At 70.9% G+C, this 13,555-nt stretch carries 12 protein-coding genes and 1 riboswitch; of the genes, 8 read left to right on the top strand and 4 right to left on the bottom strand.

All coding sequences use genetic code 11. The features are described 5' to 3' along the window. Positions 1-23: 23 nt before the first annotated feature. Positions 24-2,708, top strand: coding sequence for a DNA topoisomerase (ATP-hydrolyzing) (locus AB0B97_RS19185; protein WP_357495690.1), 2,685 nt, complete (start codon positions 24-26; stop codon positions 2,706-2,708). A 250-nt stretch (positions 2,709-2,958) separates the two neighbouring features. Here AB0B97_RS19185 and AB0B97_RS19180 read toward each other — a convergent pair whose 3' ends face one another. Continuing rightward, positions 2,959-3,879, bottom strand: a complete 921-nt coding sequence (locus AB0B97_RS19180; RefSeq protein ID WP_357495113.1) for an RNA polymerase subunit sigma-70 — start codon at positions 3,877-3,879, stop codon at positions 2,959-2,961. Between the two features lie 136 nt (positions 3,880-4,015). Between AB0B97_RS19180 and AB0B97_RS19175 the strand changes: the two genes are divergently transcribed. Beyond that, a complete protein-coding gene (locus AB0B97_RS19175; RefSeq protein WP_357495111.1) occupies positions 4,016-4,732 on the top strand; it encodes a DUF899 family protein in 717 nt (238 codons plus the stop codon). A 113-nt stretch (positions 4,733-4,845) separates the two neighbouring features. Continuing rightward, the gene (locus tag AB0B97_RS19170; RefSeq protein ID WP_357495109.1) at positions 4,846-5,253 is read left to right on the top strand and encodes a hypothetical protein; all 408 of its coding nucleotides are present in this window, start codon (positions 4,846-4,848) and stop codon (positions 5,251-5,253) included. Positions 5,254-5,402: 149 nt separating this feature from the next. Here AB0B97_RS19170 and AB0B97_RS19165 read toward each other — a convergent pair whose 3' ends face one another. After that, a complete protein-coding gene (locus tag AB0B97_RS19165) occupies positions 5,403-6,041 on the bottom strand; it encodes an alpha-ketoglutarate-dependent dioxygenase AlkB (protein WP_357495107.1) in 639 nt (212 codons plus the stop codon). Between the two features lie 38 nt (positions 6,042-6,079). Next, complete coding sequence (locus AB0B97_RS19160; protein ID WP_357495105.1) at positions 6,080-6,781, bottom strand: HAD family hydrolase; 702 nt, start codon at positions 6,779-6,781, stop codon at positions 6,080-6,082. 388 nt (positions 6,782-7,169) lie between these two features. Here AB0B97_RS19160 and AB0B97_RS19155 point away from each other — a divergent pair, with 388 nt between their 5' ends. The 5 genes from AB0B97_RS19155 to AB0B97_RS19135 all read left to right on the top strand — a co-directional run bounded on the left by AB0B97_RS19155 (position 7,170) and on the right by AB0B97_RS19135 (position 12,138). Continuing rightward, positions 7,170-8,405, top strand: coding sequence for an acyltransferase (locus AB0B97_RS19155; RefSeq protein ID WP_357495103.1), 1,236 nt, complete (start codon positions 7,170-7,172; stop codon positions 8,403-8,405). Positions 8,406-8,498: 93 nt separating this feature from the next. Then, positions 8,499-8,870 carry a hypothetical protein gene (locus tag AB0B97_RS19150; RefSeq protein WP_357495101.1) on the top strand — a complete coding sequence of 124 codons (372 nt, stop codon included), beginning with the start codon at positions 8,499-8,501 and terminating at the stop codon, positions 8,868-8,870. Between the two features lie 125 nt (positions 8,871-8,995). Beyond that, a complete protein-coding gene (locus tag AB0B97_RS19145) occupies positions 8,996-9,763 on the top strand; it encodes a hypothetical protein (protein ID WP_357495099.1) in 768 nt (255 codons plus the stop codon). Between the two features lie 283 nt (positions 9,764-10,046). Continuing rightward, a riboswitch (cyclic di-AMP (ydaO/yuaA leader) is annotated at positions 10,047-10,188 on the top strand. 233 nt (positions 10,189-10,421) lie between these two features. After that, positions 10,422-11,264 carry a C39 family peptidase gene (locus AB0B97_RS19140; RefSeq protein WP_357495097.1) on the top strand — a complete coding sequence of 281 codons (843 nt, stop codon included), beginning with the start codon at positions 10,422-10,424 and terminating at the stop codon, positions 11,262-11,264. Between the two features lie 121 nt (positions 11,265-11,385). Further along, positions 11,386-12,138: an alpha/beta hydrolase gene (locus tag AB0B97_RS19135; RefSeq protein WP_357495095.1), complete on the top strand. Its 753-nt coding sequence runs from the start codon at positions 11,386-11,388 to the stop codon at positions 12,136-12,138. 18 nt (positions 12,139-12,156) lie between these two features. Here AB0B97_RS19135 and AB0B97_RS19130 read toward each other — a convergent pair whose 3' ends face one another. Next, positions 12,157-13,485, bottom strand: coding sequence for a polysaccharide pyruvyl transferase family protein (locus AB0B97_RS19130; RefSeq protein ID WP_357495093.1), 1,329 nt, complete (start codon positions 13,483-13,485; stop codon positions 12,157-12,159). Positions 13,486-13,555: the final 70 nt, after the last annotated feature.

Below are 13,555 nucleotides of genomic sequence, written 5' to 3'. Positions count from 1 at the left end.
TTGCCCGGTTGTTGCTGCCATGGGTGCGGACCGGATACAAGCACGACGGCTTGCAGCGGGTTGCCGAGATCGGCTACGGGTACAGCGGCAAGCAGGGCAACGACCGGTTGCCGTACGGTCCGGTCATCGCGGAGTTCACGGCAGCGCACCAGGGCGGCGGGTGGTTCCGGGACCAGGACGGGCAGGCGTTCCGTGACTCGCTCTCGGCGCGCGGTGGCCCGAAAGTGCGGTATGGCAAGGACCGCAATCGCGTTCCGCTCGCGGATCGGTCGTTCCAGTTGGAGCGTGCGGTACGAGACGGTTGGATCCACAAACTCCACCGCCTTGGCTCACCGCTCGCTGCTCGGCTCGACGCGTTGGTCGGCAGTTCGTTCCTGCGGGTCACGTCGGTTGAGGCGGTTTCGCCTGACGTCACGTACGACATCCAGGTCGACAGTGATGAGCACGCGTTCGTCGCCGAGGGCTATGTCGTTCACAACTGCATGGGTAAGTACCACCCGCACGGCGACACGGCGATCTACGACGCGATGGTCCGCCTCGCGCAGGACTTCTCGCTCAACGTGCCGCTCATCGACGGGCACGGCAACTTCGGCTCCCCCGACGACGGCCCGGCCGCCGCGCGCTACACCGAGGCCCGGATGTCGCGCGAGGCCATGCTGCTCGTCGGTGAGCTGGGCGAGGACACCGTCGACGTCGAGCCCAACTACGACGGCTCGCTGACCCAGCCGACAGTGCTGCCGGCGGCCTTTCCCAACCTGCTGGTCAACGGCGCGTCCGGGATCGCGGTCGGGATGGCCACCAACATGATCCCGCACAACCTGGCCGAGGTGGTCTCGGCGGCCCGCTGGCTGATCAACCACCCGGACGCCACCCTGGACAAGCTCATGGAGTTCGTTCCCGGCCCCGACCTGCCCACCGGTGGCGTGCTGCTCGGCCTCGACGAGGTGCGCCGGGCGTACGAGACGGGGCGCGGCGTGGTGCGCATGCGCGGCCGGGTGGAGATCGGCCCGCTCGAGGGCAGCCGGGGCCGCCAGGCGATCACCGTCGTCGAGCTGCCGTACGGCGTCGGCGCGGAAAAGGTCATCGCGGCGATCACCAACGAGGTGACCAAGACCAAGCGGCTGACCGGCATCGCGGACGTCAAGGACCTCACCGACCGGGAGAGCGGCACCCGGTTGGTCGTCGAGTGCAAGGTGGGGGTCAACCCGCAGGCGCTGCTCGCCGACCTCTACCGGTTGACCCCGCTGGAGCAGTCCTTCGGTGTCAACAACCTGGTGCTGGTCGACGGCCAGCCTCGTACCCTCGGGTTGAAGGCGCTGCTGGAGGTCTTCCTGGCCCACCGGTACGACGTGGTCACCCGGCGCAGCTCGTACCGCCGCCGTAAGCGCCAGGAGCGGCTGCACCTGGTCGACGGCCTGCTGATCGCTCTGTTGGACATCGACCGGGTGGTCCGGTTGATCCGGGGCAGCGACGACGCGCAGGCGGCCAAGGACGCTCTGATGAGTCAGTTCGGCCTCTCCGACATCCAGGCGACCTACATCCTGGACACTCCGCTGCGCCGCCTGACCAAGTTCGACCGGATCGAGCTGGAGGCCGAGCAGGAGCGGCTGCGAGCCGAGATCACCGAGCTGTCCACGATCCTCGACGACGAGCGGGTGCTCAAGAAGCTGGTCTCCGACGAGCTGGCGGCCGTGGTCAAGCAGTTCGGCACCGAACGGCGGACGACGCTCGTCGACGGTGACCTCAAGGAGGTGCTGGCCGCGTCCGCGCCGGCCGGTCCGCTGGAGGTCGCCGACGACCCGTGCCAGGTCATCCTCTCCGCGACCGGGCTGGTCGCCCGGACCGCGGCCGAGTCGGAGGAGAGCGCCGAGGGGCGCCGGCGCAACGGCCGGGTCAAGCACGACACGGTACGCGCGATCGTGCACTCCACCGCCCGTGGTCGGGTGCTGCTGGTCACCAGCGCGGGTCGCGCGTTCAAGATCGACGTACTGCCGCTGCCGGTGCTGCCCGAGCAGGCCGGCACCGTGTCGCTGCGGGGCGGCATGTCCGCCGCCGAGCTGGTGCCGCTGGAGGCGGGGGAGACCGTGGTCGGTCTGGCGCCGCTCGGCGGTGCGGCGGACACGTCACCCGGGCTGGCGCTGGGCACCCGCCACGGCGTGGTGAAGGTGTGCGCGCCGGAGTGGCCGGTGCGCTCCGACGAGTTCGACGTGATCGGCCTGCGCGACGGTGACGAGGTGGTCGGGGCGACCTGGCTGACCGACGGCGCCGAGACGCTGACCTTCGTCACCTCGGAGGCGTCGTTGCTGCGTTTCGCCGCCGGGCTGGTGCGCCCGCAGGGCCTCAAGGGCGGCGGGATGGCAGGCATCAACCTGCCGGCCGGGGCCCGGGTGGTGTTCTTCGGCGCGGTCCGCACCGACGACGCGGGGCACGGCGAGCCGATGGTCGTCACGTCCACCGGGGCGACGGTCAAGGTGACGCCGTTCAAGGCGTACCCCGCGAAGGGCCGGGCGACCGGCGGCGTCCGCGCGCACCGCTTCCTCAAGGACGAGACCGACGTGGCGGTCGCCTGGGTCGGACCGCGCCCGGTCGGCGCGACCGGCACCGGCGAACCGGTGGAACTGCCCGCAGCGGACCCACGCCGTGACGGCAGCGGCTTCGCGGTAATGCTCGGCCCAACGGTGGTGGGCCACCTCATCGAACGCGACTGATACTCCAACGTCACTTGGCTTCGGCGTTGGGCGTGGCGCGGGCATGAGTGCAGCAGACCGACCCCGACCCGGAGATCATCGCGTTGACCGTCGCCGAGATCCGCCGACTCCTCAACGCCTTCGTCCTCGGCCTGCCGCTACCCCCAGCGCACACCCTGCACTGGTCAACCTGGCGACGAACATCCCACGCCCGAGCCCGGCGATCCCACTACCAGCGCAGGCTCGGCCACTTAGCTTGAGACTTACTCGTCTAGGGCTCGAGCGTGGCGGGCATGCTGAAGGCGGCGACGTGACGGGCACCGATGAAGGCGTTGCTCTCTACGATCTTCCCGTTCTCGATCCGGAGTACGTCGACGACCAGCGCCTCGTAGTGCGGGCTGCCGGGCCGGCGGAGATAGTTGATCAGTGCCGGGCGCCCGTTGGCCGAGGTGGGGAAGGTGCGCCAGTCGAGCGGTCGGCCGAGGAACTCCGCGGCCGCGTCGATCCCGACGACCGGCGGCTCGGGCGGCATCGTGATCCGTACGTCCTCGGCGAGCAGTGCCCGGACCGTCTCCGGGTCCTTCGCGTCGGCGTAGCGGCGCAGGATCTCTTCGTCCTCGCTGGTGAGCTGCGGGCGGCGCCAGTCCTGTGGGTCCGACGGAGCGCGCCGCCGGAGGGTGTGGCGGGCCCGCTGGAGGAGGCTGTTGACGGCCGCTACGGCGGTGTCGAGCGCGCCGGCGATCTCCTGCGGCGTCCAGCCGTAGACGTCGCGCAGCACGAAGGCCGCCCGCTGCCGCGGCGGCAGGTACATGAGCGCTGCGATCAGGGCCAGCTCGACGGTCTCCCGGGCGGCGAGACCGGTCTGCGGATCGTCGGCCAACAGGGCGTCTGGATAGGGACCGAGCTCGGTGGACCACTCCAGCGGGTCACCATACGGAACGGTCCGGTGACCGGCCGCCTTGCGGCTGTCGAGGAAGACGTTCGTGGCGATCCGGTAGAACCAGGTGCGCGCCGACGCCCGACCCTCGAAGCGGTCGCGAGCCCGCCAGGCACGCAGGAAGGCCTCCTGCACCAGGTCGTCCGCGTCGGTGACGTTCCCTGCGAGGCGGTAGCAGTGCACGTGTAGCTCGCGCCGGTGCTCGTCGAAGGCGCGCTGCAGCCAGACCGCCTGCTCGTCAGGCGAGTCGGACATGTGATCTCCCCGGGGCTGATTGGTCCGCACAACCGTACTGACGACCGCGGACCCCATCCGTCATCGGTCACCGATGACGATCGCCGACTCGGTCGTCTGTACCTGTGACCAATCCCCACCCGCGAAGGAGACAGCCATGACGCCAACCCCCGCGTCCAGCGCAGCCACGCCCCCGGTCGTCGACCGGGAGACCTGGCTGCGCGAGCGCAACGAACTGCTGGTCCGGGAGAAGGCCCATACCCGCGAAGGAGACGCGATCGCAGCCGCTCGTCGTCAGCTGCCGATGACCTTGATGCCGACGGTGACGGTCCAGGGCCCCGGCGGGGACACCCCGCTGGTGGAGGTTTTCGAGGGCCGCCGGATGCTCATCGCCTACTTCCACATGTGGCACGACGGCAAACCGCACGGGGAGCAGTGTGAGGGGTGCACCTTCTCGACCTGTCACATGCAGACGCTGGACTACCTGCATGCCCGGGACGTCACCTACGCCGTGTTCTGCCAGGGCCCCTACGACGAAAGTGCCCCGTTCGCGGAGTTCATGGGCTACCCGTTCCCCTGGTATTCGGCGAAAGACTCCGACCCGGCTCTGGCCGACGGTCGCGAATTCGGGTTCATCGCCTGCTACCTGCGCGACGGCGACCAGGTCTACGAAACCTACTGGACCACCGGGCGGGGCGTGGAGGCGTTGACGACCAGCTACCACGCCTTGGACCTCACCGTCTACGGCCGGCAAGAGAACTGGGAAAACTCACCCCAAGGTTGGCCGCGGGTCAGTGGTCACCCGTGGCGGCTCGACGGCCGCCCCACCGCCCAATGGTCACGCCCCGGCGTTACGCCGGCGGTGACGTCCTGACGCTCGAGATGATCATGCTCGGGTCGGCCGCGGTATCGGCCTGCTGCTGCGTCGTGCCGCGGGCGGGCGCGTCCCGCAGGGCCCGGATGCTCGCGGGTGCGATGGTGGCTGTCATGGTCGCGGTGACCCTCGACGCCGCACCGGTTGTGCAGTACGCGGGCGCGCTGCTGCTCCTCGCCTTCGCGGTGGCACTCGTCACCAGCGGTCCGACCGAGCGCGGCCTGGAGGTGGAGTGGCACCGTACGGCCGGGGCCGTGCTCATGGCGCTCGCCGTGCTGATGCATCAACACGGCGGGTCGATGGCTATCCACCACATGGCCGCCGGGCCCCGGATGGACCACGGCATCGTCACCGGCCATGACGCGGCGCTCGTGTTGCTACGCGCCGCCACGGCGGCTTACCTCTGCTGGATGGCGGCCGCACTCGTCCGGCTGCGCAATCGACCGATCACGGACCTGCTCCGTTGGGAGCACCTGGCCATGGGGGCAAGCCTCGCGGCCATGATCTTCTTCATGAGCTAGCCGAGTAAGCCAGCCGGCAGATCAAGTGACGTTGGAGTGCTAACCCCAACCCCACCCACCTGCGCTCGTCGATCATGAAGTTATTGCCGCGACACGCCGATGCCGGCGGCAATAATTTCATGATCAACCGGGTGGGGTGGGGGTGGGGGTTAGGCGACGTTGAACGGGCGGAACTGGACGCTTACCCGGGGGCCTACCGGGCGGGTGGTCTTGGGAATGGCGTGTTCCCAGGTGCGTTGGCAGGAGCCGCCCATGACGATGAGGTCGCCGTGGCCCACCGGGAAACGCAGGCTGTCGCCACCACCTCCGCGCGGGCGCAGCAGCAGCGGCCGGGGTGACCCGAACGAGACGATCGCGACAATGGTGTCGCTGTGCGCGGAACGGCCGATGGTGTCACCGTGCCAGGCGACGCTGTCCCGGCCGGAGCGGTAGAGGCACATGCCGGCGGTGACGAACGGCTCACCCAACTCGGGGGCGTAGTGCCGGGTCAGCTCGGCTCGTGCCGTGGTGAGCACGGGGTGCGGCAGTTGCCGGTCGCCGCCGTACCAGCAGAGCAGGCGGGGCACGTCGACCTCGCTGTCGTACATGGTGCGTCGCTCGGCCCGCCATGGCACCTCGGTGAGCAGGGTGTCGAGGACCGCGTCGGAACCGTGCACCCAGCCGGGGAGATGGTCGACCCAGGCGCCCCGACTCAGGTGATGCCGCCGGAGCGGGCCGGGCAGTGGCCCCAGGGTCGGCTCCGCGTCGGTCAGATCGAGCATCGACGGCTGGTAGGCGGCCTGCGTCATGCGGCCACCCTAGCAGCACTTTCGTACACCCGTGCTAGCTACAACCTGCTGCCGCCCGCGCGGCCGCGGTCGCCGGAGGAGGGGGTTGCGTGGCTCGCGTTGTGCTTCGCCACCAGAGCCGGAAGGGCGTCCAGCGAGTCGATGCGGAACAGGCACCGCTCGGCGACGGCTGGCAGGTCGAGGATGTGCCCCCAGGGGCCGCGTCGGATCAGGCAGGTCTTCATGCCCGCCTCCGCAGCCGGGCGTACGTCGTTGTCGGGCCGGTCGCCGACGTAGAGGATCGACGACGGGTCGCCGCCGGCGGCGTGGATGACGCGTTCGAAGAAGGCCGGTGACGGTTTCGCCACGCCCCAACCGGTCGATGTGCCGATCATGTCCACGGGAAGGTCGAGGGCGTGCAGGAGCGCTTCGGCGTGGGCTGGTTGGTTGCCGGCCAGCCCCACGAACAAGCCCTGCTCCTTGAGTGCGGCGAGGCACCCACGCGCATCGGCGTAGAGGTCCTCTTCGCCGAACCACTCCGGTTTGCCGGCGGCGGCTCGGCGTTCCAGCTCGACCGCGAGGTCGAAATCGGGCCGGAAGGCCCGGAACGTCTCCTGCCAGTCCAGGCCGCGAGCGATTACGGCACCGAGGACCGCCGAGAGCGTGTGCCGTGGAACGCCGAACCAGTCCGCCCAGCTCGCGAACTCGCGGGACTCGTCAAGAATGGTTCCGCCGACGTCAAAGACAACCGCGTCGATCATGAGTAGAGCATAGGCGAGAGTCGCTGGACGGCGTGGCGCAGGCGGCGGCGCCAGCCGTTGGTCGCGGGCGGCCGTACGGCGTCGGACACCCCGGCCGTCGACTGTGGACCAGGCCCCGCGCGGCCAGCGACGCGCGGCGCTCGGCTAGCTGAGCAGCCCGTGCAGGGTCCGCGCCGCGGTCGCCCGGGCGGCCCGTCCGCCACCAGGGCGGCCCGGGCCCATCCTCTGCGCGTTGCAGGGGCAGAACGCGTCCGGTTCACCGGGAGTGCCCCGGGTAGGGTACCCCGGGTACGGGCCCCTGCCGGGCCGTCGCGGGCGTCGCCGTCCGATGTCGCACCGAGGAGGACACGCACGTGCTGGTGACCCTGCCGAGCCTCGGGATCCCGGCATGACGAGTGCCGCCGCGGCGACGGCTGCCCGGCCCACCCCCGCGCCGGCCCGGCTGCCCTCGCTGACCGGGCTGCGCTGGATCGCCGCGTTGCTGGTCTTCGGCTTCCACGTCGGGACCATGCGGATCATCGCGGAGCCGGACTACAAGGCCGTGGTCGACGCGCTGTTCACCCTGGGCCTGTCCGGGGTGCAGTTCTTCTTCATCCTGAGCGGTTTCGTGCTGGTCTGGTCGGCCCGCGAGGGCGAGTCCCGGCGGACCTTCTGGCGGCGACGGGTTGCCAAGATCTACCCGAACCACCTTGTGCTGTGGGGGGCGGCGCTGCTGGTCGCCTGGTGGTTCGCCGACGCGGTCCTGCCGGCGGCAGCGCTGGAGAACCTGCTGCTGTTGCAGGCCTGGGACCCCCGGCCGGGCTGGTTCTACAGCATCAACACCGTGAGCTGGTCGCTGTCCTGCGAGTTCTTCTTCTACCTGTGTCTGCCGCTGGTGCTGCCACTGCTGCGCCGTGCCCGGCCGAAGCTGCTCTGGGCGCTGATCGTCGCGCTGGCGTTGCTGATCCTCGCGCTCTGGCCGGCGCAGCAGTTGGTGCCGGAGGTGAGCCGGTGGTGGTTCACCCAGGTCTTCCCGCCCGTACGGTCGCTGGAGTTCTGGATGGGCGCGTTGGCGGCCGAGCTGATGCGCCGTGGCCTCTGGCGGGGCCCGGGGCTGACCGCAGCCAGCGTGATCTTCCTGGCCACCTGGGTGGCAGCGGCAGAGTGGATTCGCGCCGAGCTGTGGACCACGCTGCTCGCGGTGGCGTACCTGCTGGTGATCACTGCCGCCGCGGACGCGGACGTCCGGGGTAAGCGTTCCCCGTGGCGGTCTCGGCCGCTGGTCTGGCTCGGCGAGGTCTCGTTCGCCTTCTACCTGGTGCATGTGCTGGTGATGACGAGCGTGCTGCGCTTCAGCGGTGACTGGGGGACCGGCTTCCAGGGCTGGCGTGGCCCCGTCGCGGTGCTGGGCTTCCTGCTCGCGAACCTGGTCCTCGCCGGGGTGCTGCACCGCTTCGTCGAGACGCCGATGATGCGCCGACTCGCGCCGCGTCGTACGGCCCGCCCGCGCGTGCCCGGACAACGCACGGCCGTCACCCCGGCTGCCGGGGACGACGCCCACCACCCCGATGCTGTCGGGACTCAGGCCGGGCCCGGCGGGACCGACCAGACCGACAGCCGATCACCGTACGTCGACTCGCGCTGACACCGTCCACCCTGGTCAGCAGGGTCGGCGCGGCGTGCGCCGACACGCCCGTGGTCGGTGCGTCAGGGCCGGCCCGGCAGTAGCGTTGGGGACGTGCTTCCGGTCGCGCTCACCTGTCCGCTGTGGTGGGTGGCGCGCTGGGCTACGCGGGTGCTGACCAGCCTCGCCGCGGTCGCGACCCTGGCGGTCGGCGCGAGCCCGTCCTCGGCCGCCGTGCCACCGGTGAGCGCCGTGCCACCCCTGAGCGCCGTGCCAGAGGCTGCCGTGCACCCGGCCTCGGCGCTCGGTGCGAGTGCCGCCGAGGAGTTCGTCCCGGCCGGGTCGTTCGACGCGCAACCGGCACCGCCCGTCGACCAGGGCACCGCCGCGACCGGCGTGCTGCCGGTGTCCGCGGCCGGGTCCGACCGGCTGCCTCTCGTCGACGCTTCGCGGAGCTGGGCTCCCCGGGGTCCGCCCCGGCGCTGAGTCACCGGGACACGCGTCCCGTCGTCGCGCCCTGTCGATCCGCCTGCTCCGACCCCGCCGATCCGTGGCCCGCCGTGGCCACGTCGCCGGGGCTCCCCCGCTTTGCTCTCCCCGAGGAGCCGACCGTGGAGACTGCCGTCTTCTACCAGTTCGTGACCGAGGTGCCGCAGGCCGCCGCCATCTGGTCGACCCTGTTCCTGCTGGCACTGGGCGTACTCGCCGTGCTGGTCGCCCGCCTGGGGGACCGCCCCGCGGACGACCCGGTCCCGGCCGCGCCGACCGCCCGCGAGGTGGCCGCGGCCGAAGCCGACGACCTGCGCCGGTACGCCGAGGAGGTGGCCGTCGCCGCGACCGGCGCCGCCAGGACGGCCCGGCGGCGACGCGATGCCTGGCTCACCGCTCAGGAACACGTGGAGCGGGCCTGGCTGAGGTACGACGAGGCGGACACCGCCGCCCGCCGCTTCGTCGGCTCTGGCGCGCTGCCCACTCCGCGCACCCCGCGGACACCCGCCGAGTACGCCTGCCGGGAGCGCTACCTGCACCGTGCGGCGATGGCGGCGTACTGGCGGGGCGATCTGACCATGGCGCAGCTCAGTGACGTGTTCGCCCACCGGCGCGGCTGGGATTCCCGGCGGCACCCGGCCGAGCAGGAGGTGCTGCTCAGCCGGGCGATCCGGGACGCGAGACTGGCCGACTACCGGGCCGCCGCCACCGCGGAGCGGGCCGCCTGGCGGGACGCGGAACTGGCCGCCGAGTCGGCGCGCACCCTTGCCGAGGAGGCGTACGCGGCAACGGCGCGGCTGCGGCCCAGCCCGGCCCTCGCCCGACCCGGGGCGAGCGGGGCGTCCCGTCCCGCCCCCGTGGCACGGTGGCGCCCGGCTAGCGCGAGTTGAGCCTGATCCGTTACGTGAGCCCGGTCACGTCGTTCGGAATTCGGGCGTCCGACGCGTTGTGCTCGATATTTCCCGTGATTGTGGCGCGTTATCGGCGGCCTGTCCGGTTGTCGCCCGTAGGCGTCTCCGTAACCGGTTGTCCCATCGAGTCACATCATCGGCAATACGCGCAGAAATTGCTGCACCGAATCGGGTTTACGCAGGCGAACCTGGCTTGGCAGGCTGCGAACAGGCCAGTAGTGTCGTCCCGTCCGGTGCGGTAACCGATCGCAACAGGCGACGCCGCGCCGACCCGCTCAATCGTGATTAACGAACCGGGGACCCATCAGTAAGTCTGGGGTGAATCCGCGAGCCACGGCCCGCGGTAGGGCGATCTTCCCGCCCGAATCCGTCAGCTAACCCGGTAGGCGGTGTCGGAAGGAGTTCCAAACCCGTGCAGCACCTTTCCACCCCTCGGTTGTTCCCACGCCTCCACGGCGCAGCGGTGCCCCCGCTCATCCGTCCAGTGACGGTGAGCTGACCCCCGGGTCATCGCCTTTCCCGCCCGGTCCCGCCGGGCGTTTCCCTGAGCGGTTCACCATCCGCGGACCACTGTCCGCGCGCTGGCGCCTGCCCGGATACCGGTCCGGCCCGTGGGTGTGCCGCTCTCCCCCGATCCGTGGAGGACCCCGTGAAGCACACCATGCAGCGTCAGCTCCGTCGCCTGGCGACCGAGCGCCGGTACCAGATCGTCGCCACCTCCGCCGCGGCCCTCGTGATCGCCACGACCACCGGCGCCCTGCTCACCGGCGCCGACGACGCGCCGGCCAACCACCGCACCGCGACCACTGTCGCCGAGATGCGCAGTGACACCGCCGTTCCCCTCGGCGACGCGCGCGACGCGTCCCCCAGCGCCGCGCCGACGACCGCCGCCCCGGCCACCAGCGCCGCGTCGCCCGCCGCCAAGGCCAGCGCCAACCCGGATCTGACCCGTAAGCCGCAGCCGCCGAAGCCGCCCGCGACCAAGGTGCTCGACTACGACTACGAGGCGCAGAACACGTACTACAACTGCGGCCCCGCGGCCACCCGCAACGCGCTCAGCGCCACCGGCATCGACCGCACCCAGGAGGAACTCGGTGCCGAGCTGGGCACCACCGAGATGGGCACCAACTCGGCTGAGGACACCACCCGAGCGCTCAACGCCGAGGTGAAGGGCTCCCCGTACCGGACCCGGATGTTCGCCGGCACGCCCAGCCCGGCCCAGATGGACCGGCTCCAGGCCGATGTGGTCAAGGCCATCACCGACGGCCGGGGCGTGGTGGCCAACGTCGTCGGCGACGCCACCGACACCGACGGCGGCTGGCACTCCTACGGCGGCGGTCACTACGTCGCTGTCGTGGGGTACAAGGACAACGGCCGGACCGTGCGGATCGCCGACTCGGCGAACCCGGCCGACCCGTCCTACTGGATCACCACGATCGACCTTGCCAACTGGATGGCCACCCGGGGGTACTCCGCCTGACCCAGGCACGTAGACCGCCGCGGGCGTCGTCCCCCACAAGGGGCCGGCGCCCGCGGCCGCATTCCGGCAGCCGCCATCGACGACTCTCGTACCCGGCCGCGAACCGTGGCAGACTGCGGCCGTGGTGGATGAATCGGGTGGCCGCACCGGTCGCCGGCCCGTCCTGCTGCTGCTGCACGGGATGGGGGCAACCGGAGACGTCTGGCTGCCGTGGGCGCCGTTGCTGGAGCAGCACTGGCCGGGGCGGTGGCTCGCACCGGACCTCGCCGGCCACGGCTGGTCGGCCCCGTTGCCGTCGTACTCCTTTGCTGGTTTCGCCGCCCGGATCGCCGCCGGCCTCGCCCCCGACGACCGGCTCGTCGTGCTCGGGCACTCGCTGGGTGGGGTGGTCGGCCTGGCGCTGGCCGCCCGCGCCGCAGGGACACCTGTGGACGCGGTGGTCGGGCTCGGCATCAAGGCGCTCTGGTCGCCCGCTGAGCTGGCCCGCGCCGCTGAGCTCGCCGCATACCCGGTGAGCTGGTTCGCCAGCCGCACCGAGGCGGCCCGCCGCTACCTGCGCGTCTCCGGGTTGGGCGGCCTGGTCCCGCCGGATCATCCGATGGTGGACGCCGGGTTGCGTCAGGTCGACGGCCGGTGGCGCCTCGCCATGGACCCGACAGCCTTCGGCGTCGGCGAGCCCGACCTGGCCGCGTTGCTGGCGGCGACCGACGTGCCGGTGGTGCTGGCCCGCGGGGAACACGACCCGATGGTCACCGACGAGCAGCTCAAGGCGTACGGCGTACCTGTCGCCACGCTGCCCGGTCTCGGCCACAACGCACACGTGCAGGACCCGGCGGCCGTGCTGGCGCTGCTCGACCCGTACCAACGTGGGTGAGCTGGATGCGGTGGCTGGTCACCTGGCTCCGAGCGTCCGACGGACCCGGCCGGCGACGGCCTGCTTGATCCGCTCGCGCAGCGACTTCGCGTGGAGGGTCCTGACCTTTTCCTGGAGCGTCCGGGTTTCGTCCCGCAGCCACTGGATGCGCGTCAGCAACTCCTCGGGAGAGTAGGCGGAGACCGGCCGGACCGCAGGGGGGTAGACGGTCTGACGGACCTGCTCGTCGAAGCGGATCGCGCTGTCTCCGTCGGCGAACGAGAGGCCGAGGTCGTGCTTGGCGAGGAACGCGGTGATCCGCTCGAAGCGCTCCTTGTGGCCGTCGTTCAGGGCCGTGTAGTCGGCTTCCGCATAGAGCTGGGCAGCGTCGACGTCGGCCGGCACATCGCGCAACAACCGGTGCGGGATGTCGAAGTATCGGGCCAGCTCCAGGGTGCGCGAGTCGTGCGCCAGCAGATAGCCGGGGATGCCCGAGATCAGCGCCGTGATGGTGCCGTGGATCCGGGTGCCGAAGGCGAAGTCGAACCCGGAGAGATACTCCATCCAGGGCCACGGGTCCATGAACATCCGCACCTTGTCCTCGACGAAGAGCGGGTGCGAGGTGTGGATCGGCATGTCGGCGGTCATTCCCCGCAGCTGCGGCGCGTCGCCGTAGAGCAGGGTGCCGAGGGTGTAGAGGTCCTGTGCCACGTAGCGCAGGTTCGGGTAGCGCCGGTGGTGGTGCAGGACGAGGGGGGCCAGCGCCTTGACGTACGGCGAGATGACGAACGCGAGCCGGTCGTCGACGCCCAGGGTCGCCTTCGTCTTCTCGATGCGCAGGCTGTCGCCGTGCAGGAACATCGACGGGCAGCCGATCTGCTCGACAGCCGAAAAACCCAGCTTGCGGAGGTAGTTCTCGGTGATCTCGCCGCGTACGCCGATGCTGTGCGAGCGGTCGAGCACCGCCCGGCAGAATGCGCTGACCGGCTCGTCGATCGGGCGGAGCTGCTCCAGGTCGCCGTCCACGTCGGTCTGCGCCCCGACTCCGAGCACCACCACCGGGATCTTCAGCCGTTCGATCAGCCGAGTCATCGACGTCAGCTGCTTTGCGTAGTCATGGCGGAACGCGTTGGCCAGTGGTATCACGAAGACGTCGTACTTCTCGTTGATCTCGTCGGCATCGCGTGGGTCCGCCCGGAAGCGCGACGGGGTGATCTCAGCCGCGGAGGTGGCCAGGAGCTTGTGCGCGGCGTGGCTGAAGACCAGATTGCCGGTGTTCTTACCGATCCAGTCCCGCTCGTACGTCTCCTCGGCGCTGAGGACGTGGAACGGGCCCTTGCGGGCGCGCAGCAGGATCCGCTGATGCATCGGTGGCTCCACCTCTCGTCCGGCGGCGGTGGCGTCCGACCCCGGAGATCGTCCGGCAATGTTCCGGGAG

The sequence above is a fragment of the Micromonospora sp. NPDC049004 genome (assembly GCF_040649315.1).
Lineage (GTDB): Bacteria > Actinomycetota > Actinomycetes > Mycobacteriales > Micromonosporaceae > Micromonospora.
Note: the sequence above shows the minus strand (reverse complement) of the source record. Positions and strands in the feature narration are given on the sequence as shown.